General features: G+C 70.2%; 16 protein-coding genes. 8 read left to right on the top strand and 8 right to left on the bottom strand.

The window, feature by feature from the left end:
• Positions 1–67 precede the first annotated feature (67 nt).
• Positions 68–4,459 (top strand): serine/threonine-protein kinase, encoded by a 4,392-nt coding sequence (locus PPSIR1_RS21820; protein WP_006973327.1) that lies wholly within the window; start codon positions 68–70, stop codon positions 4,457–4,459.
• A gap of 147 nt (positions 4,460–4,606) precedes the next feature.
• Positions 4,607–5,470, top strand: a complete 864-nt coding sequence (locus PPSIR1_RS21815) for a hypothetical protein (RefSeq protein WP_006973326.1) — start codon at positions 4,607–4,609, stop codon at positions 5,468–5,470.
• An 82-nt stretch (positions 5,471–5,552) separates the two neighbouring features.
• On the opposite strand, the gene PPSIR1_RS21810 is transcribed toward PPSIR1_RS21815, so the two are convergent.
• Entirely contained in the window at positions 5,553–6,497 is a 945-nt protein-coding gene (locus tag PPSIR1_RS21810; RefSeq protein ID WP_006973325.1) for a hypothetical protein, read from the bottom strand.
• A 396-nt stretch (positions 6,498–6,893) separates the two neighbouring features.
• Here PPSIR1_RS21810 and PPSIR1_RS21805 point away from each other — a divergent pair, with 396 nt between their 5' ends.
• Complete coding sequence (locus tag PPSIR1_RS21805) at positions 6,894–7,493, top strand: hypothetical protein (RefSeq protein ID WP_006973324.1); 600 nt, start codon at positions 6,894–6,896, stop codon at positions 7,491–7,493.
• 29 nt (positions 7,494–7,522) lie between these two features.
• Here PPSIR1_RS21805 and PPSIR1_RS21800 read toward each other — a convergent pair whose 3' ends face one another.
• The gene (locus tag PPSIR1_RS21800) at positions 7,523–8,326 is read right to left on the bottom strand and encodes a ribulose phosphate epimerase (protein ID WP_232296526.1); all 804 of its coding nucleotides are present in this window, start codon (positions 8,324–8,326) and stop codon (positions 7,523–7,525) included.
• Between the two features lie 256 nt (positions 8,327–8,582).
• Entirely contained in the window at positions 8,583–9,413 is an 831-nt protein-coding gene (locus PPSIR1_RS21795; RefSeq protein WP_006973322.1) for a hypothetical protein, read from the bottom strand.
• An 855-nt stretch (positions 9,414–10,268) separates the two neighbouring features.
• On the opposite strand from PPSIR1_RS21795, the gene PPSIR1_RS43450 reads away from it, so the two are divergent.
• The 5 genes from PPSIR1_RS43450 (at position 10,269) to PPSIR1_RS21770 (ending at position 15,959) form a co-directional block, all read left to right on the top strand.
• The gene (locus PPSIR1_RS43450) at positions 10,269–11,459 is read left to right on the top strand and encodes a hypothetical protein (protein WP_157595816.1); all 1,191 of its coding nucleotides are present in this window, start codon (positions 10,269–10,271) and stop codon (positions 11,457–11,459) included.
• Between the two features lie 91 nt (positions 11,460–11,550).
• The gene (locus PPSIR1_RS21785; protein ID WP_006973320.1) at positions 11,551–13,950 is read left to right on the top strand and encodes a penicillin-binding protein 1A; all 2,400 of its coding nucleotides are present in this window, start codon (positions 11,551–11,553) and stop codon (positions 13,948–13,950) included.
• Positions 13,951–14,423: 473 nt separating this feature from the next.
• Positions 14,424–15,053, top strand: a complete 630-nt coding sequence (locus PPSIR1_RS21780) for a hypothetical protein (RefSeq protein ID WP_157595815.1) — start codon at positions 14,424–14,426, stop codon at positions 15,051–15,053.
• A gap of 65 nt (positions 15,054–15,118) precedes the next feature.
• The gene (locus PPSIR1_RS21775; RefSeq protein WP_006973318.1) at positions 15,119–15,511 is read left to right on the top strand and encodes a hypothetical protein; all 393 of its coding nucleotides are present in this window, start codon (positions 15,119–15,121) and stop codon (positions 15,509–15,511) included.
• Positions 15,512–15,623: 112 nt separating this feature from the next.
• On the top strand, positions 15,624–15,959 hold the full coding sequence (locus tag PPSIR1_RS21770) for an RNA polymerase sigma factor (RefSeq protein WP_006973317.1): 336 nt from the start codon (positions 15,624–15,626) through the stop codon (positions 15,957–15,959).
• Here PPSIR1_RS21770 and PPSIR1_RS21765 read toward each other — a convergent pair.
• The 5 genes from PPSIR1_RS21765 to mutS all read right to left on the bottom strand — a co-directional run bounded on the left by PPSIR1_RS21765 (position 15,956) and on the right by mutS (position 23,553).
• Entirely contained in the window at positions 15,956–17,617 is a 1,662-nt protein-coding gene (locus PPSIR1_RS21765) for a hypothetical protein (protein WP_006973316.1), read from the bottom strand. The two genes, PPSIR1_RS21770 and PPSIR1_RS21765, sit on opposite strands and share 4 nt — an antisense overlap.
• A gap of 422 nt (positions 17,618–18,039) precedes the next feature.
• Complete coding sequence (locus PPSIR1_RS21760) at positions 18,040–19,026, bottom strand: hypothetical protein (protein ID WP_006973315.1); 987 nt, start codon at positions 19,024–19,026, stop codon at positions 18,040–18,042.
• Between the two features lie 102 nt (positions 19,027–19,128).
• A complete protein-coding gene (locus PPSIR1_RS21755) occupies positions 19,129–19,638 on the bottom strand; it encodes an EVE domain-containing protein (protein ID WP_006973314.1) in 510 nt (169 codons plus the stop codon).
• 92 nt (positions 19,639–19,730) lie between these two features.
• Positions 19,731–20,450 carry a hypothetical protein gene (locus tag PPSIR1_RS21750; protein ID WP_157595814.1) on the bottom strand — a complete coding sequence of 240 codons (720 nt, stop codon included), beginning with the start codon at positions 20,448–20,450 and terminating at the stop codon, positions 19,731–19,733.
• Between the two features lie 310 nt (positions 20,451–20,760).
• Entirely contained in the window at positions 20,761–23,553 is a 2,793-nt protein-coding gene (gene mutS / locus PPSIR1_RS21745) for a DNA mismatch repair protein MutS (protein ID WP_006973312.1), read from the bottom strand.
• Positions 23,554–23,575: the final 22 nt, after the last annotated feature.

Here is a 23,575-nt window from a genome sequence, read left to right as displayed (position 1 = left end):
ATCGACGGTCGCTGGGGCCCTGACGCCGGAGCCCGTCGGTGATACACCCCGGTTTCGAGGGTTCCCCATGGCCGAAGAGCTCCCACGACCTTTTGGTCGCTACGTGCTGACGCGCCTCATCGGCGAGGGCGGCATGGCAGAGGTCTACCGGGCCAGCGTTCGCGTGGCCGAGGGGCTGACCAAGTGGGTCGTCATCAAGAAGATCCGCGCGGACTTCGCGGACGATCGCGACTTCACCCGGATGTTCGTGGACGAGGCCAAGATCGCCTTGAGCCTCAACCACGCCAACATCGTCCAGGTCTTCGACTTCGGTCAGATCCGCGGGACCTTCTACCTGGCCATGGAGCTCATCGAGGGCGTGGACCTCATGCGCCTGTTCCACGCGGTCCGGGCCCACGAGGACGACGCCTTCCCGGCGGTCATCGGGGCCTACCTCGGGCACCAGGTCGCCTCGGGCCTGGCCTACGCCCACCGCAAGTGCGACGACTACGGCGCGCCCCTGGACATCGTCCACCGCGACGTCAGCCCGCACAACCTGATGCTCAGCTTCGAGGGTCAGGTCAAGATCCTCGACTTCGGCATCGCGCGCACGCGCAAGGTCTGGGACCGCCGCGACAAGAGCCAGGCCGCGCCGGAGCTCGAGACCATCAAGGGCAAGGTCGCCTACATGTCTCCGGAGCAGTCCATGGGCAAGCCCGTGGACCAGCGCTCGGACCTCTACTCCCTCGGCGTGGTGCTCTACGAGCTGCTCACGGGCGAGCTGCTGTTCCGCACCCGCGACCGCCTGCAGGCCCTCGAGCTCGTCCGCACCCAGCCCATCCCGCCGATCCTCGAGCGCGCCCCCGACCTGCCCGACGAGCTCGCGCACATCGTCGACAAGGCCCTCGCCCGCGACCTCGACGAGCGCTGGCAGTCGGCCCGCGAGATGCAGTCGGCCCTGGCCCAGTACCTCCACCGCGCCGATCCGGTGGTCGACGACGAGGTGCTCAGCCAGTTCCTCGCGCCCTACCGCGAAGACGAGCGCCCCCAGCCCCCCGTCCACCCCTCGCGCAACACGGGCAACCGCTCGGGCCCCAGCATCTCGGCGCTCGAGACCCGCGAGGTCGGCGACAGCGCCCAGCCCATCGTCGCCATGCGCAGCTCCGGGCGCTGCGTGCTCTTGCACGCCAGCTTCACCCCCAGGACCGACGAGCTCGCCCCGGAGTTCGGCGACCGCCGCCCGGACGTCGCCTCGCTCCTCGACCTGGTCCGCGACGTCGCGTTCAAGCGCGAGGCGCAGGTCTACCGCCTCGACGAGAGCGGCGCGACGCTGGCCTTTGGGACCATGCTCGGAGCGGGCGACGACGCCGAGCGGGCGCTCCGCGTGGCCCTGACCCTGCGCGAGAGCGTCGGCGAGTACGCCCCGGGCATCGACCTGGGCGTCGTGCTGCTCGCGACCCACGTGACCATGGTGCGCAGCGAGGAGGGATCGATCCGCGTCGAGCTGCCCGAGGGCCTGGCCGAGCAGCTCGGGCGCGTGGCCGAGCACATCCGCGAGGAGCCGGTGATGGTCGCCGGCGATCTGGTCGAGCGCCTGCGCCGGGGCTGGCGGCTGGGCGCCGAGGAGTGGCTCAACCCGCAGATCCCCGAGGAGGCCGCGGGCTCGCCCTGGGCCGCGGACTTCCAGCGCGTCGCCCCGGTCCTCGGGCCGCTGTCCGAAGCGGAGCGGCGCAGCAAGCAGACCTGGGTCGGGCGCCGCCACCTCTACGGCCGCGAGCTCGAGCTCAAGGCCCTGCGCGACAACTTCGCCGAGGCCATCCGCGGGCCCGAGACGCGCAGCGTGGTCATCCTCGGCTCCGCCGGCATGGGCAAGCGCGCCGTCCTCGACCGCTTCATCGCCTCCCTGCCCTCGGGGGCCTGCGCGGTGCTCCGCGGCGTGGGCCAGTGGTCGACGCGCAACCAGCCCCTGGGCGTGTTCCTGACCCTGCTGCGTCGGTTCCTGCGCATCGAGGCCGAGACCCGCATCGAGACCGTGACCCGCAAGCTGCGGGACTACGGCGTGGCCGAGGCCGACGAGCTCGCCGAGGCTCTGCTCTCGGCCCTCGGCAGCCACAACGGCGGGCGCGGGCGCGGGCGCCCGGCCCGGGTCGCCGGCAACGCGGCGCGCATCGGCGAGCAGCTCGATCCCCTGCTCCGGCGCGAGCGCATCGGCAAGCTGATCCGCCGGCTGATCCGCGCCCTCGCCCAGCGCCGGCCGGTGCTCATCGTCATCGAGAACCTGCACTTCATCGACGAGCCGAGCCTGCGCGTGCTCGAGAGCTGGAGCGAGTCCCAGCACGCCCTGCCGATCCTCGGGGTGTCCACGGCCCGCCCGGGCCCGCGCGCCGACTCCCTGGCCCGGCGCGAGCGCGTGGCCGTCATCGAGCTCCACGAGCTCGACCCGACCGCGGCCCGCGAGATGATCCTGCGCCGCTTCGAAGACCCCAGCGAGGCCGAGGAGCTGGCCGAGGCCATCCTCGCCCGCACCGGCGGCCACCCGCTGTTCATCGAGGAGATCCTCGCGTCCTTGCTGCACCGGGGCGTGGTCGCCTGGAACGCCCAGGCCCGGCACCTGGTCGTGCGCGACCGCGGGGCCGTCATCGAGCTCCCGCCGAGCATCGAGGGCGCGCTCCAGGCCCGCGTCGACGAGCTCGCCCCCGAAGACCGCGACACCCTGCTGGCCGCGGCCATCCTCGGCCGGCGCTTTCGCGCCCCCGAGCTGGCCGAGCTCCTCGACCAGCCCGCCAAGCCCATCGCGCGCAGCCTCAACACGCTGATCGCCGCGAGCCTGATCGAGCGCGACGGCGTCGAGCCCCTGGCCATGGAGCCCCTGAACTTCTCCACGGTCAGCCTCCACGAGGTCTGCAAGGGCCTGGTCCCGCCGGGCTCCCTCGAGCACCTCCACGGCCGGGCCGCGGAGCTCAAGCAGCGCCGGGCGGACTACACCCCGGGGCGCGACGACGGGCCCATCGCCGACCACCTGATGTTCGCCGCGCGCTACGCCGAGGCCTTCGTGCCGGCCATGCGAGCGGCCCGCCACGCCGAGAACGTCGCCGGCAACGTCGAGGCCTACTACTACCTGACCCAGGCCCTGCGCGCCCTCGACAACGACGACCCGCGGCGCTTCGACGTCCTGCTCGAGCGCGAGCCCATCCTCCGCGCCTGGGGCCGGCGCCGGGCTCAGGGCGCCGACATCCGCCAGCTGATCGCCGTGGCCGAGGCGCTCGAGGGCGACGAGGGCGACGAGAAGCAGGTCGTGGCCTCGCTGCGCCTGCTCCGCTTTTACCTCGAGTGCGGGCGCACCCACCGGGCGACCCGGCTGGTCCCGCGGCTACAGACCAAGGTCCACGGCCTGCGCGCGCCCTCGGCCTACCTGGCCGTGCTCGGCGAGCTCGAGAGCGAGCTGATGTTCGCCCGGGGCAAATTCGAGGAGGCGCGGACCATCGCCGAGGACGCCCTCGACTTTTGCGGCAACGACACCAAGGGCGTGCGCCAGCGCGTCCGCCTGCTCCGCGCCATCGGCCGGGTGCAGCTGGGCGTGGGTCGGCTCGAGCCCGCCGGCGACACCTTCCGCGAGGCCCTGCACCTCGCCCGCAGCATCGGCCACCGCCGGCTCGAGGCCGAGGCCCTCAACAACCTCGGCGAGGTCGCCGGGCGCAGCACCCACTACCAAGAGGCCGTCGACTGCTTCAAGGCCGCCCTGGCCATCGACCGGGATCTGGGCGACCGCTTCGCCACGGGGGTCAAGCTCGCCAACCTCGGCCTGACCTACACCGCCATCGGCCTGTACCGCCGGGCCGAACGGCACCTGCGCAAGGCCCTCGAGCTCCACGAGGCCATCGGCCACCCCGGCCTGCTCAACGACGTCATGGTCAGCCTGGGCATCGTCGTCGCCCACCTCGGCGACGTCGAGTCGGCCCACACCCTGCTCGTCGACGCGGCCCGCGTGGCTGCCCGGCGCGACGACTCCCGGACCCAGCTGCGCGCCGAGGTGTGCCTGGCCCAGGTCCTGGTCCACGCCCTCGGCGAGCCCGGCAGCCCGCCCGAGGAGGAGGCCCTGGTCGAGGCCCAGGCCGTCGCCGCCCGGGTCTACGAGCGCGGCCGCGCCGAGGGCCTGCGCACCGCCACGGCCCGGGCCGCCCACGTGCTGGCGATCATCGCCGCGATGGCCGACGACGAGGACTCGGCCATCGCCTTCGAGCGCGACGCGGTCCGGCTGATCCGGGCCGGGGCCGCCCCCCTGGACGGGGTCCGCTCCCTCCACCACCTCGGGCTGCTGCTGCGCAACCGCGGGCAGGAGGCCGAGGCCCGGGCGCTGCTCTCGGAGGCCGCCACCGCCGTCCAGAGCCGCCTCGACGACCTGCGCGACTACGACCTGCGCGAGGGCTATCAGTCCCTGCCCGACTTCCGGCGGATCATCCGAGACGGGCGCCTGTTCTAGCCGGAATCCGCGCGATCGCGCCGTGGACAGGGCCCTCTCCAGCCACTTTGGGATCGGCGAAGACGGGCGCTGACGCGACCCACCGGGGCGAAAACGGCGACCAACGCGCAGTGGAACCGATCGTTCGCGGTAGACGTCCCGAGCTTCGTGGTCACCGACGAAGCCCTCGCCCCGCTCGAGCACCCCCACAGCTCCGCGCAGCCCTGCGAGCCCGCGCCCCGCCCCGCATCCCGCCTCCGACTGGCCCTCGCCGCCATCGGCTGCGTGATCGCGGGGCTCGGCTTTTCGGGCTTCGTGTTCGACGATCCCGGCGTCTGGCCCCTGGCCATGCCCATGCTGCTGCTGTTTGGCTCGGCCGCCCTGCTGTTCCGCGCGCACCTGCCCAGCCAGCTCCTGGTCCGCGCGGTGCTGTGGGCCAACCTGGTCCTCGGCACGCTGATCTCGATGACCGGCGGCCGCAGCGAGCTCGAGCTCGGCGCGATGCTGGCCGTGGGCTCGGCGATGGGCCTGGTCAGCCTCGGGCGCCACGGCCTCGACCTGCCCAGCGAGGACTTCGCCCCCGCGGCCTTCCGCGGCTCCCTGGTCCTGACCCTGGTCATGGCCCTCGCCGACACCCAGTCGCTGGCGCTCTTTGGCGCCCTGCACCTCGAGCACTCGGCCAGCGAGTCCCTGCCGCTGCTGGCCTGCGCGGGCTTCATGCTCGTCGCCCTCTACGGCCTCTACCGCCTCAAGCTGTGGGGCCTGGTGCTCAACATCGTCGCCAACGTGGCGATCGCGGGCCTGGCCTTCACCGGCGTCCTCGACCTCCCCGACCCCATCGTGTTCGCCCTGTGCACCACGGCGATGATCCAGCTCGCGCTCCCCGTCCCGCTGGTGATCTCGGTCGTCCGCGGCAAGGCCCCGACCCCCAGCCCCACGCTCGCGCCCTGGCGCGCCGCCGTGGTCCCTCTGGTCAGCGTCTCGATGGCCCTGATGGCCATCTACGGCTGGCTCAACAACGGCCCGTTTTAGCGGTGCCCTCGCGTGCTCAAACGCGACGAGCCCGAGGCCTGCGCAGGCCCCGGGCTCGTTCGCGTTCAGCGAGGGCGCGGCCTCACTCGGCCGGCTTGACCACGCAGCCCTCGAGGTCCTCGAGCACCGCGGCCTTCATGATGCACGCGAGCTCCTCCTTGGTGCCCTCGTCGCGGCACGCGAGCTTGGCGTCCTCCTTGATGCTCTCGATGTCCTCGTCGAGGATCTCGAGCATGTCGGGGTCGTCGATCATGTCGCGGGAGATGAGGATGAACATCTGCTCGACGGCCGCGGTGCACACCTTCTCCTCGGGGCGGTCGCCGTGGGGGTTGGCGTGCAGGTGGTCCTCCGCGGCCTGCTCCTTGGCGTCGCAGACGTCGAGGGCCGCCAGGTCCTTGGCCGCGAGCACGCACTCGGCGTGCTGGGCGAAGATCTCGACGCCGAGCTTGACGCGCTCCTTCTCGACCTCGTGCTTGCAGTCCTCGTCGAAGGCGTCCTTGCGCGAGACCTTGTCGGCGTAGGCCTTGGCGAAGACCTCGGCCCACACGTGGCCGCAGATGGCCGAGTCCGAGGGCGACTTGTCCTTCTCGCCCGCCAGCACCACGAGCTCGGCGCGGGTCTTCGAGCCCTCGAGGGCCTCGTCGTGGGACAGGCCCGAGGCGACGTGGCCGATCAGCCCGCCGGCGTCCTGAGAGGTGTCGTAGCCCTCGCCGACCTCGGCCCCTTCGGCGGCCGTGGTGTCCCCGGCGATCGCTCGGACGACGCCGCCCAGACCGACGGTGTCGTCCTTGGCTGCGCCCGCGTCGCCCTCGGCTGCGGGCTCGCCGCCCTCGGCCTCCGCGTCGCCCCCGTCTGCTTTGGCGTCCGCCTTCGCGTCGCCCCCGTCTGCCTTGGCGTCCGCCTTCGCGTCGCCCCCCTCTGCCTTGGCGTCCGCCTTCGCGCCCTCGGCTGCGGGCTCGGCCGGCTTGTCACAGGCGAGGGAGAAAAGCAGGGTACAGCTCAGGAGAGTCGGAGCGATGCGTCGCACGGCGCAACCCTACCAGACTGGCCGCCCGTCCTGGCTCGACACCAAGAAGGCGTGGCCGAGGGCATCGGACAGTCGAGCGCATCGCAGACCTCCTCGGCCGCGCAGCTCTCGAGCACCTCGCCCCGGCAATCGAGGACTTGATGAACGTCCGCCGAGCAGTGCTGCAGTCGCCCCCGCGAGGGGAGTCGCCCTCGCCGAGGTCGAACTCGAAGCCCTCGTCCAGCTCCGACTCCGAGTCATCCTCGGTGTCCGTCAACGTCGAGCTCGAGCTCGCCTCGTCGCCGTCTCCGCCCTCATTGGGATCCACCACGTCGTCCGGGCGACCCCGGGCGAGCGCGCACACGGCTGCGCCAACGAGTCCGGGCAAGCGCAACGGGCAGCTGCTAGCATGCCCTCGTGATCGCGCTGCGTGACCGCTGGGGCTCCTCCGCTCTCCTCGTCGCCGCCCTCGCGGCCCTGCCCGCCTGCTCCGGCCCGGGCCAGCTCGTCGCCTCCGACGGCTCTCATCGGCTCATCGCGCGGGATACCAGCGGCCTGACCATGGTCCTGACCACCGAGGCCTGGCCGGGCGACTCGGCCTACGCCGACGATCTGACCATCGTCCACGTGCTGGTCTCCAACATGGGCAGCGAGACCGTGCTGCTCGCCCCCGGGGACTTCAGCCTCGAGGACGGCCGGGGCTTCCGCTACACCCTCTACGACGCCGGAGGCGCGTTCCGGGCCGTGCCCGCCCAGGCCGCCGGCGCCCCCGTCGACCCCATCCCCTACGACCCCGGCGCAGACCTGCGCTTCGAGACGATCTCGACCCCCGACGGCGAGCTCGGGCGCCTGGCCCTGCCCTGGGGCGCCCTGCTCCCCGGGACCCAGATGCGCGGCTTCCTCTACTTCGAGGATGTCCGCGACACGGCCAACCACGCCACCTTGATGTGGAAGGCCCAAACCCCCGATCACCGGCCGCTCAACGAGATCGGCTTTCCCCTGCACGTCGCTCGTTGAGCGGCCAGTGACACGCCCGAGCTCCCCGCTCAGGCGCCAGGGATGATGCACACGCCGACGTCGACGTACTCCGGCGGGGCCGTGTTGTCCTCGAAGAAGGGCACGCACTCCGTCCCCTCCCCGCAGTCCGCGTTGCCGAGCTCGCAATAGCTCGCGCAGCACGACGAGCCGTCGCAGGCGGGCAGCAGCGACGCGTCGGCGCACAGGTTCGAAGGCTGGCAGTCGTTGATGAAGCCGCAGGCTTCACCGGTGGCGATCTCCGAGCCCGAGTGGAAGATGCACTGGAACTGCTGGTCCCCGTTGGCCGCCCAGTAGCAGCCCTGGCCCTCCTGGCAGTCCTGGAGCAGCGGATCGCAGCTCGGCACGCACAGGTTGATCGAGGTGTTGGCGATCAGGCACGAGGTCCCCTGGTTGCACTGCGGATCGTCCGGCGAGCCCTCGCAAAAGGACGTGCAGGTGCCGACGAGCATGCCGTCGACCTCGGCGACCTCCCAGCAGTGGCTCGAGGCGTCGCACGAGTCCGTCGCCTCGACGGCCCCGTCCCAGGTGCACTCGTCTCCCGGAGCGCCGTCGCCGAGCACCGGCACGCACTTGTTCGCGTCCCAGTTGCCCCCAGTCGAGGCATAGGGAACGCACTTCTCTCCGTCCGGACAGCCCTGCTCGAAGGGGTCGCAGGTGCTGATCGGGCCGTCCCCTTCGTCGTCCGAAGGGATGAAGGTCTCGGTCTCCTCTTCGGGGGCCTCGTCGGCGCTGGTCTCGTCCTCGGCGACGAAGGTGTCGTCGTTGGGCACATCGCTCAGGCAGGCAGGCGCGGTCGCGAGGGAAGCGAGCACGAAGAGGCAGGGAAAGGTCATCGAGATGGACTGACGCATCACTCAACAAACATGACAAAACAAACTTACATTTCAAATTTAAAAACTAATAAAACTAATAAGCAATGCATAGTACGCCGCAAAAACGCCGATCGAGTCTTTGGGCATCAGTTTGAGCACCCTCCTGAAAAACACATATTTCTCGGGGCTTTCTCATGAGTCTCAACCACGAAAAAGGGCCACCCGACGGGTGGCCCTTTCCTCGCTCGAGCTTGGCTCAGGCGCCGGGGATGATGCAGAGGCCGACGTCCTCGAGTCCGGGAGGAGCGGTGTTCTCCTCGAAGAACTCGACGCACTCGACGCCGTCGGTGGTGCACTGCGGGTCGCTCAGCGCGCAGAACTCGGCGCAGCAGGCCGAACCGGCGCAGTTGGGGACGTTCTCGGCGTTGGCGCAGAGGTTACCCTGGGAGCAGTCGTTGATGAAGCCGCAGACCTCGCCGGTGGCGATGTCCTGGGTGGTGAAGATGCACTGGAAGTCGCTGCCGGCCCAGAAGCAGGCCAGGCCCTCACCCTCGCAGTCCTGGAGCAGCGGGTCGCAGGACTGGATGCAGAGGTTGATGGAGCCGGAGTTGGCGATCAGGCACGAGGTGTCGGGGGGACACTGCGGATCGTCGGGCGTGCCGGTGCAGAACTCGGTGCAGACACCGATGAGCTGGCCCTCGACGTCGGCGACGTCCCAGCAGACCGAGTCGGCGCCGCAGCTGTCGGTCGCCTCGACGATGCCGGCCCAGGTGCACTCGTCACCCGGCTGGCCGTCACCCTCGACGACGACGCACTTGTTGGCGTCCCAGTTGCCGCCGGTGCTGCCGTAGGGGACGCACTTCTCGCCCTCCATGCAGTCCTGAAGGAAGGGATCGCACTCGGAAGCCGCCGCGAAGTCGTCCTCGGGGATGAAGGTGATGCCGTCATCCTCCTCGCCCTCTTCCTCCTCCTCCTCGTCACCAACGTCGTCGTCGCCGTCGGCGTTCGTGGTGGTGCTGTCATCACCCGTCTGGTCGTCCTTGGTGCAGCCGGTCAGCGAGAAGCTGGCAGCGCCCAGCAGCAGCATCGAAAGTGCAAGCGTCTTCTTCATGTCGTCCCTCGGTTTGAACCTGTCGTGTTTGTTGGGGGGCAGATGCCTACATCGTCTCACGTCAGCCACTCATGGATGCGCGGAATTAACCGCAATGGCGCAAAATACGCCAAGTGAGACAACATCCGGTTGCGATTCTTTTACATGGTGAAACCAAACATGGCAACCCAAAACTCAGCTTACAAAACTATTTTTCTAGACAAAAACCTGACTCCAATCGCCATCATTGATGGAAATGTTCGATGCTGAGCATACAAAAACTAGCTCCACTACAGGATTTTGCGCACATATACCTCCACCGGTGCGATCTCGCCCTGGAATACCGATAGAGAAACTTCGCTGGCACCCTTCGGGTCGCGCTCGCGTGCGCTCGATCGTTTCGAGCTCCCAGCGTCACCGGCCCGACGCACTGCCGTGACCTCGCTGGAGGTCGGCCCCATCCGCGCCCGAGCCCCGCGCGAGTTCGAGAGCGATCGCTCCCTGCTCACGACCGGTGAGCGGGCCTGTCCGACTGGTTGCGTGGGCCGGACCACGCCCACGACAGCCGATCCCCTCCGCGCCGATCGACCGCGCTCCCATCGAAGCTGCTCTTGCCACGAATTCCCGCGTAGACCGCATTCCACGCGGCAGATCCATCGTTGACACTCCAACCGGCTTGTCCCTATGCTGCGCGTCGCCGTCCGCGGACTCGTACCGTCCGCCACAATCCAGAGGGAGCCGGCTTTGAGCGCACCGAAGAAAGGAAAAGACCTCAGCGCCCTGAAGGCGCGTCTTGCCAAGAAGGCTGCTAAGCCCGACGGAGGGGCCGTGCCTCCCCCCGGAGCTGCTGCCGTGCCCGCACCTGGTGCGCCGCAGGCAGATGTGCCCGCGCCCGGTGAGGTCAAGCAGCCGGCCGCGGACATTCCCGCACCTGGTGAGGTCAAACCCCCCGTCGCCGACATCCCCGCCCCCGGCGAGGTGTCCAAGCCCGCCGACATCCCCGCCCCTGGCGAGGTGTCCAAGCCCGCCGACATCCCCGCCCCTGGCGAGGTCGCAGCCCCGGCTGCCGCCGCCCCCGCTCCGGAGCCGGAGCCCCAGGGCGACATCGCCGAGGACCCCTTCTCGGGCGGCGTGTCCTTTGACCCCAACGCGGGGATCATCGACGACGTCGGCGGCGAGATTAAGCCCAAAGGTGGCGTGGGTCTGCCCATCTTCGCGGCCGTGATCGGCATCGTCGTCGGCATGGGCCTCGGCTGGATGGCCCACAAGGCCAACGACGGCGGCATGCGCTTCGACGCGGCCATCGCCAAGGCCAAGACCATCGAAGAGAAGATCAACGAGATCGAGAAGACTCGTGCGCTCATCGCCCTGAAGATCGGCGACGCCGAGGAGGCGCTGACGGCCAAGAAGGGCGACGACGCCGTCGCGGCCCTCGACGAGCTCGAGCCCACCTTCATCGAGCTCGGGGACATCTTCGGCTGGCAGATGGCCGCCATGGACCCCGCCGTGGTCAAGAAGATCTTCGACCTCGCCGAGGCCAACAACTCGATGCAGATCGACGTCGGCATCCTCAAGGGCTGGGTCACCCAGTACAAGGACGTGCTGACCGAGCGCATCTCGGGCCCGTCGAGCTACGTCGTCATCGCCAACCCGCAAGCGGGCGGCTCGGTGCTCGCCGAGTACGTCGCCGCCATCTGCGAGGACATCCCCGACCCCCGGCCCGAGGACTTCAAGCCCGACTCGCTCAAGAAGTGCGACAAGGAGAAGGACGACATCCTCAAGGCCAAGGCCTACCTCGTGCGCACGGAGATCGGCGGCGAGACCCGCCTCGTCCCCGGCGGCCAGGCCTTCTACCTGACGCCCACCGGCGCCATGTACAACTACGCCATCGGCCAGAGCCCCAACGCCAACGCCAAGGGCTACTTCGACCTGCGCATGGGCAAGCTCAAGGGTGAGCTCGACGCCATGGTCAAGCTCAAGGACGGCGCGCTCGAGGGCGTGGCCAACTACACCAAGAACCCCAACCTGGACGGTGGTGGCTGAAGACCGCCCGCCCGTGACCCAGACTCCCGCCCGAGTCTGGGTCACGAACCCAGCGAGAGCCGGCCTGATTGGCTGGCTCTTTCGCTATCTGGTGGTCCTCGTCATCGCGGCGAGCCTGAGCCTGCTGTTCATCGGGCGCGCGGCCTACCGCTACTTCGCCGAGGGCCTGCCCGAGCTCTCGACGGTCGAGTCCTACCAGGCGCAGGCCCCGGGCGTGACCCGCATCTACGCCGATGACGGGACCATGCTCGCCGAGTTCGCCCGCGAGCACCGCTCCTACGCCCGCCTCGAGGACATCCCCGAGCCGCTCATCGCTGCGTTCCTGTCCGCCGAGGATCGCCGCTTTTTCACCCACGCCGGCCTCGACTACCGCGGCCTGGCCCGGGCCATGCGGGCCAACATCCGGTCCGGGACCGTGGTCCAGGGCGGCTCGACCATCACCCAGCAGGTCGCCAAGAGCTTCCTCGCCGACCAAGATCGCACCCTCGAGCGCAAATTCAGGGAGGCCATCCTCGCCCTCGAGATGGAGGCCAAGCTCGGCAAGGGGCCGATCCTCGAGATCTACCTGAACAAGATCTTCCTCGGGCACGGGGCCTACGGCGTGCGCGCGGCGGCCAGCCGCTACTTCGACAAGAGCCTCGACGAGCTGACCCTGGCCGAGTCGGCGATGATCGCTGGGCTGGCCCAGGCTCCGAGCCGCTGGTCCCCCGTCGCCAACCCCGACCTGGCCCTGCGCCGGCGCGCGGTGGTCCTCGCCGACATGGTCGAGGCCGGAGCGATCACCCAAGAGGAGGCTACGGCCGCCAACGCCGAGCCCCTCGAGCTCGTCGAGCTCCGCGACCCCTTCCGCTGGCGCGCGCCCTTTTACGCCGAGCACGCCCGGCGCCTCGTGGCCAGCGAGCTCGGCGAGGAGGCCCTGCTGACCGACGGCCTGCGCATCGAGACCGCGGTGTCCTTGCCCGTGCAGCGCCTGGCCGAGGCTCAGGTCGACGAGGGCACGCGCAGGCTCGACAAGCGCCAGGGCTGGCGCGGCGCCGAGGCCCACCTGAGCACCGAGGCCGAGCGCGCGGCGCTGCGCGAGCGGATGACCGCCGAGTACGCCGGGCGGCCCTTCGGCGATCCCTCGCGCTGGATCCTCGCCCAGGTCACGGAGGTCCACCGCCACTACGCCCGCGTCGAGGCCGGCATCCGCAGCGCCCGCCTGCCCTTCCGCCAGGCCATCTGGGCCGCGCCCTACGACCGGCGCAGCGGGCTCAACGGCGAGACCATCAAGGAGCTCGACGAGGCCCTCGAGGTCGGCGACGTCATCTGGGTCCGCCCGCTCCTCGACCGCGAGGGCGAGCGGCGCTTCGACGCCGACAGCGGCGACCTGCTCGTCGAGCTGGGCCAAGTCCCCGCGGTCGAGGGCGCGCTGTACAGCTTCGACCACCACAGCGCCTACGTCGAGGCCATGGCCGCCGGCCGGGACTACGACCGCTCCCAGTACAACCGCACCACCCAGGCCTGCCGCTCGCCGGGCTCGGTGTTCAAGGCCTTCTACTACGCCCTCGCCCTCGACCAGGGCTGGCACATGGACGACATCCTCGAGGCCAAGCCGTGGGTCCCCGAGCCGGGCGAGGAGTGGAACCCTCGCAACATCGACAAGACCCTCGACGGTCAGGTGTTGCTGCGCACGGCGCTGATCAAGTCGCTCAACACCCCCTCGATCCGCCTGTTCCTCGCCGTCGGCATCCGCGAGACCATCACCTTCGCCCGGCGCCTGGGCTTCACCACCGAGCTCATCGCCGACAAGGGCCTCTCGCTCGGGGCCTCGTGCGTGCGCACCGACGAGCTCAGCGCCGCGTTCGGGGTGTTCGCCCGGGGCGGCTCGCTCCAGCGGCCGGTCTACCTGCGCCGCGTCGTCGACCAGCGCGGGGCGCTGCGCGTCGACAACCGCGACCCTCGGGACGCCGGCGTCGACCTGGCGGGGCGCATCGATCGCATGGCCGCGCGGGTCCTCGACGCCCCCGACCAGCTCCTCGATCACCGCACCAACTTCCTGATCAGCCGCCTGCTCCGCGAGGTCGTGACCTCGGGGACGGGGGCCCGGGCGAGCTCGATCGGCGCGCCCGCGGCCGGCAAGAGCGGGACCTCCTCGGGCCGCTACTACCGCGACGGTCGCCTCGACGACCTGACCACCGACGCGTGGTTCGTCGGCTACACCTCGCGGCACGTGACCACCGCCTGGGTCGGCTTCGACGACCGCAGCGAGCGCTCCCTCGGCGACGAGGAGGCCAGCTACACCACGGCCACGCCGATGTGGACCCGCTTCATGGCCGCGCGCGTCGACGGCCTCGAGCACGCCCGGATCCCCGGCGAGACCCCCGAGGGTGTGGGCAAGAAGCTCGTCGACGCGACCAAGGGCGGCGATCCCCGGGCCGGCATGCCCGCGGCGACGATCTACTTCCGCTGGGACCTGCGCGACCGCGAAGAGCTGCCCCCCGAGCTCTGATTTTGCCCCCATAGCCGCCTGGGACCGGGGGCGCTTCGTCGCTCCGCTCCTCCGCTTTGGCTTGGTGGGCAATGATGTTCGTGCCTTGGAGAAGGCTCGTGGTCGCCCCCGCTCGCGGGGGCGTGGGTTCGATTCGTTGCGGTCTCAGAGTCGTGGACGTGGGGCCGAGAGGCGGGCGTCATCCACGGCAGGGGGTCGGCCAGCACTCGTTTTGGCCGAATCCTGAGCCGGCGCAGGCTGAACGCCTTGCGCCTCGAGGCCTCGGTGCTAGATCGAGGCTCACCATGATGGTCTGAAGGAAGCCGCACCGCCTGCCTCCGCGCCCGCGCTCACTAGCGTTGGGCTTGCGAGCGCGACGCAGGACGAGCCGAGTGCGGTCGAAGGCACGAGCAGGCCCACGGCCCCGCCCCGAGTTGGGCTGGGGTCGGGCTCGCCTGGGCGCGCGCGCCCTCCCCTCCTTCCCCGAGATCCTCATGAAGACTTATCCATCCATCGGCCGCAAGATTCGTGGCCGCAAGACCAAGATCCATCGCCTCCACCTGTTCGACAAGCTCGACGGCAGCAACCTGCGCTTCGAGTGGAGTCGGGCCCAGGGCTGGACCCGCTTCGGGACCCGGCGCCAGGTCATCGACGAGCGCCACACCATGTTCGGCGGCGCCATGGCGCTGTTCGAGTCGACCCTCGCCGAGCCCATCGCCCGCGTCGCCGTCGACCAGGGCTGGGACGCGCTCACGGCCTACGCGGAGTTTTGGGGCCCCGGCAGCCTCGCCGGTCGCCACGACCCCGCCGCGGCCAAGCACCTGACGCTCTTCGACATCGCCCCGCACCGGCGCGGCTTCGTCGGGCCCGCGCGCTTCCTCGAGCTCTTCGGGCAGCTCGACGCCCCGCTCGTGCCCGCCTACCTCGGCGAGCACGACTGGACCGAGGCCCTCGTCGAACGAGTCCGCGACGGCGCGCTGCCGGGGGTCAGCCTCGAGGGCGTCGTCGGCAAGGGCGGCGAGGGCCACAAGGTGGTCATGGCCAAGGCGAAGACCCAGGCCTGGATCGACGCCGTCCTCGCCCGCTACGGGGCCCAGGAAGGCCAGCGGCTGGTCGCCAGCTAGACCACGACTCGGGCTCCCCAGTCGGCCCTTGTCACGCCATCCCCCGGCAGCAATGCTGTCGGGGGATGTTTGCTCTGCTCGTCGACCTCGCCCTCGGCCCCGCGGCCGAGTTCAGCCGCGGCCTCATCGTCGTCAGCTTCGCGCTCTTGTTCGTGCTGATCGTCGCCGTCGCGCTGTCCTTCGAGACCAACCGAGCCCAGCTGCACCTGCGCCGCTACGCCTGGTACCGCCGCCTCGAGCTCCTCGAGCCCCCGGAGCTGCGCTTTCGCGGCATGGTCGCCATGGGCCTGGGCGTGTGCAGCTTCGCCGCCATGTTGACCCTCGAGCTGGTCCTGCGCGGCACACCGCTCCACGACCTGCTGTCGCCGTGGTTCACCCTCGGGCTCGGCATGAGCGCCGTGCTCAGCCTGACCCTCGGCGCGGCCTTCATGGAGCGCGCCGCCCTGCTCGACGACTGAGGGCTGGGCACCCAGGGCCCGGCGGTCTCCTCGTTGAGGGCAGCTCTTTCGACACACCCGCGGCGAAGGTTGTGACCGGCACCGGTCACAACCTGGGAAGATGGCGTGTCCAATGACCATGACCGGCACCATCGAAGAACGGGCCACCCGGGCCGTCGAGGGCGACGCCGCCGCGCTCGAGTCCGTGCTGCGCGAGGTTCGTGACGACGTCTACGGGCTCGCGCTGCGGATGCTCGGCCACCTCACCGACGCCGAGGACGTGAGCCAAGAGGCGCTGATCCGCATCGCCACCCAGCTCGCCAAGTTCGAAGGTCGCTCCAAGTTCCGGACCTGGGCCTGGCGTCGTCCACGACGGCTAAAGCGTCCAGGGACTGTGAAAGTTCACAGTCCCTGGACCATGCTTTCGTGGATCATGGGTCCCGGCGCGGCCGGGGTGGGCGACTGCTAGCGACCGAGGGCGACGAGCAGCTTGCGTGACGGCGGATCGTCGGCGCGCAGCGTTTCGGTGAGCAGCCGCTCCCAGAGCGCCTCGCGCATGGATCCCTCGATGCACATCGAGGCGAACTCGAGGGGCTCGGCGGGCTGGGTCAGCCGCTCGGCGAGCTCGATGAGCTGCGGATCCCGGCCGGGCGTGGCGCTCGTCGCCGCGCGGAGGATGAAGAGCAAGAGCAGCGCCAAGGCCCGATCCGAGTCCAGCTCGTCGCCCTCCTCGACCTCGCCCGCCTCATCCATGGCCACGCTCGCCCCGAACCACGCGAAGAACCGCTCCCCGAGGGCGACCACCTCGGGCCCCAGCGCCAGGCAGCTCTCGGCCAGGATCACCCCGTTGGTCACGATCTCGCTGAAGCTCGGAGGCGACGAGCACAGCAGCAAGGCCGACAGCGCGCGCTCGACGTGGTTGACGCGCTCGCCCTCCGCCCAGCGGCTGAGCTCGAGGACCTCGTGGGGCACCCACGCGCTCTTGGTGGGCACCCGGCCGCTCTCGCAGATGTCGCGCAGCGCGGCGAGGTGCTTGGCCGCGCCCATGCCGTAGTCCGCCTTGGCGATGCTCGTCAGCTCCTCCTCGGTCACGGTCGCGCGCATGTGGTCGAACAGCGCCGTGGCCGAGGGGGCCCAGCTCGAGAGAAAGTCCGGGTCGACGACGGATCGGAGCGAGGACGGGTGCGCGCCCCGGGGGCCGACGCGCTCGGCCGCCTCGCCATCGCCCAGCCAGTGCAGGTAGGCCGCAGACACGCGGGCCGCGTCCGCCCCCATCGAGGCCGAGACCGCCGCCTCGGCGCGCTCGACGGCCCGGCGTATCCGCTCGACCCCGAGCTCGGCGTCCAGGGCGAGCTCGCCGATCGCCAGCCACTCCTCGACCGAGGACGCCAGCGCCTCGACGCGCACCAGCGCACCAGCGGCCTGCTCTCGGCGCCGGTGGGAGGCCCAGGCCCGCGCGACCTCGATCGCGGCCTCGTGGGTCTGCGCCCGCGCCAGGGCACCATCGAGGACGCGGCGCACGGCGTCCGCGTCTTCCACGGCCCGCCAGGCGTTGGCCAGGGCCCAGGGGCGCACGGATCCGTCGCTGCCCAGCGCCTCGGCCTCGCGCAGCAAGGCCACGCCAGCCTCGCGGTCGACGAGCTCGGCCCAGGCCGTGGCGATGCAGCACAGCTGCGCGGCCGAGGCCGCGGCCCGGGCCTGGTCGAGGCCGAGCGCCAGCACCTCCCGCGCCCCCGCCTGGTCGCCGAGGGTCTCGACGAAGCCCTTGGCCAAGAGCACCCACTCGTAGTCGTTCGGCCCCCGCCCCGACGCGAGGAAGGCCGCGCGACAGGCCTCGAGGGCCGCGCGCCCCCCCGCTTCGTCGTCGAGGTGCTGCTTGCGAACGGTGGCGACGTCACGGAACTCCCAGATCCCCGCCCCCCTCGCCGCCAACTCGAAGGTGCGATCCGCGAGCTCGGCCAGCTCGGTCCGCGGCACCGCGTCGATGTCGGCCGCCGCCAACAAGACCGCGCGCCAATCGTGCATGTCCTTCGCCTCGGCGATGGCCGCGTCGAGGCAGCGCCGCAGCGCTTCGGGGTCCTCTGCCGCGCGGGCGTGTCCGAGCCAATCGAGGCAGGTGCGCTGCACTACATCACCTTAGCAAGCCCCCGAACTCGCCCCCGAAAGCGCCCGATTCAGCGCAAAGCAAAAAGAGGAGCCCCGAGGCTCCTCCCGTTGTCAGCGGCTCGACTCGAGCTCAGAGCCCTGTGAATGAATCCACAGTCTCTGACTTCCTAGCCGTCGTGGACGCCACACCCTCCCAGCCCCCACATCCACGACTCAGATCAGCCATCACCGAAGTCGAGGCTTCGGCCTGCCAAGGATGAAACAGCCCCCCGCGGACGACCGAGCGGTCAGTTTCGTATCAGAGGGCTGAGAACGAATCCACGCCCCCGCGAGCGGGGGCGACCACCAGCCTTCTCAAAGGCACGAACGTCATTGCCCACCAAGCCAAAGCGAAGGAGCGGAGCGACGAAGCGCCCCAGTCCCAGACGACTGTGGGGGCAAAACTAGTACCCGCGCAGCTCTTCGCAGCGGGCCTCGTCCTCGATCATGTTGCCTTCCTCGTCGTAGCAGATGTCGCTGCCACCGAGGACGTCGGCCACGTCGCCCGAGAACTCGCCCTGGTCCTGCCGCGTGGGCAGGCGGACGCCGTAGCGCTCCTCGGCCTCGCCGCTGACCACCGAGACCACGAAGGCCCCGTGGACCGCGGTCATGTCGAAGGCGCGCACGCGGTCATTGTCGCGGGAGTCCCACTGCACGTAGTCGATGAGCTTGATCTGGGTCTCCTCGTCGATCTCGGCCTTGCGCTCCGGGTTGACGCCGAACCACTTCTTGAACTTGTCGTCGAGGATCTGCTGGTAGGTCTGGCCCGGCCAGGCCTGCATGCCGTAGGCGTAGATGATCTTGTAGAGCTCGTCGTCCTTGAAGAAGTAGAACTTCTTCAGGGTCGCGGTCTTGACCCAGACCATCTCCTCGCCCTCGTTGTCCACGAACTCGTGGCCGATGAGCGACACGCCCCAGCGGTGGTGCGCGGCCTCCTCGAACTTCACGTGGTTCTTGGCGATCTCGGCGATCTGCTCCCGCTTCCACTCGCGGTTCTTGTCCTGCTCGACCGCGTCGGTGGTCTTGGCCTGCCTCTCGGCGTACTCGTCCTCGATGTCCTTCTCGAGCTGGGCCATCACGGTGCGCACGTCCATGCCCCAGCGGTAGCGACCCATCAGCTTGCGCGCCCCGTGGGCGGCGGTGACGTCGGGCTGGGGGTCGACCATCTCGCAGGTGCGCTTGTCGCCCTTGCCCTTGCACTTCTCCTCGGGGGACTTGAGGGCCGGGAGCTCGGGGCGCTCGCCGTAGCTGGCGTCCAAGTTGGCGTCCTCGTCCTCATCCTCATAGGACGTGCGCGAGCCGACCAGGGACTCCTCGTTGCGGAGCTCGGGATCGTCGGTCTCGGTGGGGGGACGACATCCAAGCTGGAGCGTCAGACCAAACAGGAACATCAGGGATGCACAGGTAGACCGCTTCATGAGTCCTCTAGGCGCGCACGCTAGCATGGTTTGCCCTACTTTTGAGGCACCCCGAGGCGCCGTGCCGAGCACGCTTCAACGCACGCGAACGCGGGTTCGGGCCCTGGCGATCTTCAAGACATGGGCAAAATGCGCGGCCTCGACAGCCTGAACGGATAGGCGCTGGCCCCGACGAATCACCAGCATTCCGGCCAGCGGCGCGTCCGCTCCGTCACCTTCGGCCTTGAGCGCATCGAGGCTCACCAGGGCGTCAAAGCGTTCGACGAATTCGACATCGACCATCCACCACCGGGGCGCCTCGGGGTCGCTCTTGGGGTCGTAGTAGTCCGAGCCTGGATCGAAGGCGGTCGGGTCGGGATAGGCCGCCGTGCACACCCGGGCGACCCCCGCGACCCCCGGCGGCTTGGCGTTGGAGTGATAAAAGAGCACCAGGTCGCCGACGGCCATCTCGTCGCGCATGGAGTTGCGGGCCTGGTAGTTGCGCACCCCGTCCCAGGGCTCCTGGCCGTCGCGCTCGAGATCCTCGATGGAGTAGACCTCGGGCTCGCTCTTCATCAGCCAGTAGCGTCGCTTGCGTCGCGGCATGGCCCGACTCTACGCCACGCGCTCTTGGCCCCCAATTGCCGCGAGGGCCTCCCCAACGGAGAGACCCTCGACGACGATGCTCGGCCGCAACCCTACTCGAAGGTGCAGATGCCGCGCATGTTGCCCTCGCCGTCGGGGCCACCGTAGGGCTGGCAGGTCGCGCCGCACTGACACTGCGTCCCGCCGATGACGGTCGAGTCCACGTAGCACCGCGAGATGCAGTAGTTGGTGTCGCCCTGGGCGATGAAGCAGGTGCCCTCGGCCGAGGTCTGCGCGCTGTCGGGGCAGGCGTTGGCGATGCCCGAGCACGCCGGCGAGCAGAAGGTCCCGGGGACGCCGAGGGGGTTGGCGATCTCGATCTGCGGGTACGGGGCGCCGTTCCAGTCGAAGTCCGCGCACGAACCCCCCTCGGGCAGGCCGTAGGGCTGCGCGGGGTCGAGCTCGTCGAGGGTGCAGTAGCTCTCGTGGCAGGCGTTGGCCGTGGGGAAGTTGACCAGGGCCTTCGCGATCTCTTCCTGGCACGTCGAGAGGCACTCGAGAGCCTCCTCCTCGGTGCTGTTGCACCAACACGTGCCGTCGGGGCCATACTTGTCCACCTGCGAAGCGCCCTGCCCCGGAGCAATCTGATCGAGGCATGCGATGAAGCGCTCGCAGATCTCGAGCTCGGGAGCCTCGAAGCACTCGCTCCCTTCGGATCCGTTGTCGTTCTCGCCGTTGTCGTTCTCGCCGTTCTCGTCGCCAGCGGTGCTGTCGGCGTTGCTCGTCGAGTCGTCACCGCCGTCGTCGGAGGGGCAGCCAGCGATCATGGTCAATGCAAGGAAGGATGCAGACAAAAGGGGGAATTTGCGCATTCGTGTCTCCGGGTCGCGGCGGCAATCTAACATAGCTGACCTGAATCGAGCAGCGTTTTTCGACTCGACCGAGCGCCCGCCTGGGACTTTGCTCAACCGGCTCCAGGCCCTGCTGGGGCAAGCTTGGCTTTGTTCTACGAGACACGCGCGGTGGGGATCGGCGCAATCGAAGCAAGGTGCGTGTTCGGCCCCACGATGCGCGCACTCGCGATGACGCGCGCAACTCATGACCGCGATTGCGTACCGCCGATGTGCGCAGTTTTTGGCGGTCTCAGGTGCGCGAATCGACGAGGGTGTCGACGAGCCGGTAGAGCAGCGAATGGGCGTCGCGCGGGCTCAGGGTGTCGGGGTCGCAGGCCTCGAGGGCGTCGACCACCTCGCGCACCGCGTGAGCCCGCTCGGGATCACTGCCATCGGTCGCGGGGTTGGTCACGGGCGCCTCGTCCTCGCTCCCGGCCCGCGGCGCGAAGAGATCGAGCTGGGCACTCGGGGCCGCGCGCTCCTGGGCCTCGAGGCGCTCGAGGATGCGCTGGGCTCGACGCAGCAGACGTGCCGGGAGGCCGGCCAGGCGCCCGACCTGAATGCCGTAGCTGCGCCCCGCGGCGCCCTGCTCGACGCGGTGCAAGAAGACGATCTTGCCACGGTGCTCGTGCACGGCGACGTGCACGTTGCGGACCCCCGCGAGCCGAGCTTCGAGGCCGCACAGCTCGTGGTAGTGGGTCGCGAACATGGTCCGGCAGCCGACCTGATCGTGGAGGTGCTCGGTGATGGCCCAGGCCAGCGCGAGGCCGTCGAAGGTCGCCGTGCCCCGGCCGATCTCGTCGAGCAGGACCAGCGAGCGCGGGCTCGCCTGCGCGACGATCTGCGCCGTCTCGCGCATCTCGACCATGAAGGTGCTCTCGCCCCGGCCCAGATCGTCGGCGGCCCCGACCCGGGTGAACACGCGATCGATGAGGCCCACGCGCGCCGCCGCCGCGGGCACGAAGGAGCCGACGTGGGCCAAGATGGCGATCAGCGCGACCTGACGCATGATCGTGCTCTTGCCGCCCATGTTGGGCCCGGTCACGACCCACAGGCGCGCCGCGTCCACGCTGCCGTGGGTGCCGGCGGCGAGCTCGGTGTCGTTGGGGACGAAGCGCCCCGCCCCCAGCATGCGCTCGACCACGACGTGGCGGCCCTCGTTGATGTCGAGCACGGGCTCCTCGGCGAGCTCGGGGCGGACGTAGTCGTAGGCCTCGGCGACCTCGGCCAGGCCGGCGAGCACGTCGAGGCGCGCGAGCGCGTCGCCGAGCACCACGAGGCGCTCGCCCGCGTCGCTGACCTTGGCGCGCACGCTCTCGAACAGGGCCTGCTCGCGCTGCAGCGCGATGGTCTGGGCGTCGAGGATCTTGGCCTCGAGCTTGGCCAGCTCGTCGGTCACGTAGCGCTCGGCGTTGACCAGGGTCTGCTTGCGCACCCAGTTCTTGGGCACCTTCTTCACGTGGGCCTTGGAGACCTCGAGGAAGTAGCCAAACACGTTGTTGTGCTTGATGCGCAGCTTGGGGATGTCCGTGGCCTCGCGCTCTCGGGCCTCGATGGCGGCGAGCTTGTCCCGGCCGCCGCTGGCCAGCTCGCGCTGCTCGGCCAGGACCTCGTCGGCGCTCGAGCGGATCATGCCGCCGTCGCGAGCGACCGCCGGCGGGTCGTCGACGAGGGTGTCGTCGAGGAGCTTGTAAACGTCGCGGAGCAGGTCCTTGCCGAGGTCGAGGACCGCGGGCAGCTCCCGATCGGTGCGCCGCGAGCCGAGCTCGGACAGGCGCTCGGCCAGCTCCGGCACCGCGCCCAGGCTGGTCCGCAGGGCCCCGAGCTCCCGGGGGCTGATGGTGCCCAGGCGAGCGCGGGCGGCCAGGCGCACGACGTCGCGCACGTCCTTGAGCCGCGACTGCAGCTCCGCGCGCAGCCGGGCCTCGGCGATGAGCACCTCGACCCCGTCCTGACGCGCGCGGATCGCCGCGATGTCGAGGAGCGGCGCGCCCAACCAGGCCCGCAGCATGCGCGCGCCCATGGAGGTCCGGGTGTGATCGATGGCCCACAGCAGCGAGCCCCGGCGCTTGGCGTCGCGCAGCGTCCGGAACACCTCGAGGTTGCGCAGCGAGGTCTCGTCGAGGACCAGGTGGCGCGCCGGCTCGTGGCGACGCAGGCGGTGCAGCAGCAGGGTCTGCCCCGGCTGCGTGGCCTCGGCGTAGGCCAGGGCCGTGGCCGCAGCGTAGGCCTCCTCGTCGCGCAGCCCGGTCTGCTGGCGGCTTCCGGACTCGTCGAAGAGGTGGCCGACCCGCGGAAGCAAGCTGGCCGGGTCGGCCGCGCCCGCGAGCGAGGCCCCGGGCGCCAGGGCCGGACAGTCTGGGCCCAGCTCGCTGCGCAGCCACTCGTGCACGGCCTCCGGGGCGAGGATCTCCCGGGGCGCGAGGCGAGCGAGCTCGGCCCGCAGGTCTTCGAGGCGGCCGCAGGCCATGACCACGAACTCGCTCGAAGAGATGTCGAGGGCCGCGAGCGCGGCGGCCATCCCCTCCCCTTCACCCTTGGGCTTGGCGCTCGTGAGCGCCTTGGACTTCTTGCGGGACTTGGGCTTGCCCGGCGCGGGCGCGCTCGGCAGCGCCGGCAGCTCGCCGTCGACCATGGCCGCGCCCTTGGGCCCCGGGATCAGCGCGACCAGGTAGTTGGGCTCGCCCCCGCGCAGGTGCTCTTCGTCGAGCAGCGCCCCCGGGGTCACCACGCGCACGACCTCGCGGCGGACGATCTTGGGGCCCTTGCGCTTGCGGGCCTCCTCCGGCGACTCCATCTGCTCGGCGATCGCGACCTTGTAGCCGCGCTCGACCAGGGTCCGCAGGTAGCCGCCGATGGCGTGGTAGGGCACCCCCGCCATGGGGACGGGGTCCTCGGCCTTCTTGTCGCGGGTGGTCACCGCGATGTCGAGGACGGGGCCGACGGTCACGGCGTCCTCGAAGAAGAGCTCGTAGAAGTCCCCCATCCGGAACATCACGATGGCGTCGGGGTAGCGCCTCTTGATGTCCAGGTACTGGCGCATCACTGGGCTATCGGCCGAGTTG

It is taken from the genome of Plesiocystis pacifica SIR-1 (assembly GCF_000170895.1).
Classification (GTDB): Bacteria; Myxococcota_A; Polyangia; order Nannocystales; family Nannocystaceae; genus Plesiocystis; species Plesiocystis pacifica.
This window is presented reverse-complemented; position numbering and strand designations above follow the sequence as displayed.

Bases quoted from the DNA above. Each gene is read 5' to 3' on its own strand.
- mutS (WP_006973312.1), bottom strand. From the start codon at position 23,553: ATGCGCCAGTACCTGGACATCAAGAGGCGCTACCCCGACGCCATCGTG.
- PPSIR1_RS21775 (WP_006973318.1), top strand. From the start codon at position 15,119: ATGTTTGCTCTGCTCGTCGACCTCGCCCTCGGCCCCGCGGCCGAGTTC.
- PPSIR1_RS21780 (WP_157595815.1), top strand. From the start codon at position 14,424: ATGAAGACTTATCCATCCATCGGCCGCAAGATTCGTGGCCGCAAGACC.
- PPSIR1_RS21770 (WP_006973317.1), top strand. From the start codon at position 15,624: ATGACCATGACCGGCACCATCGAAGAACGGGCCACCCGGGCCGTCGAG.
- PPSIR1_RS21755 (WP_006973314.1), bottom strand. From the start codon at position 19,638: ATGCCGCGACGCAAGCGACGCTACTGGCTGATGAAGAGCGAGCCCGAG.
- PPSIR1_RS21795 (WP_006973322.1), bottom strand. From the start codon at position 9,413: ATGCTGCTGCTGGGCGCTGCCAGCTTCTCGCTGACCGGCTGCACCAAG.
- PPSIR1_RS21760 (WP_006973315.1), bottom strand. From the start codon at position 19,026: ATGTTCCTGTTTGGTCTGACGCTCCAGCTTGGATGTCGTCCCCCCACC.
- PPSIR1_RS21820 (WP_006973327.1), top strand. From the start codon at position 68: ATGGCCGAAGAGCTCCCACGACCTTTTGGTCGCTACGTGCTGACGCGC.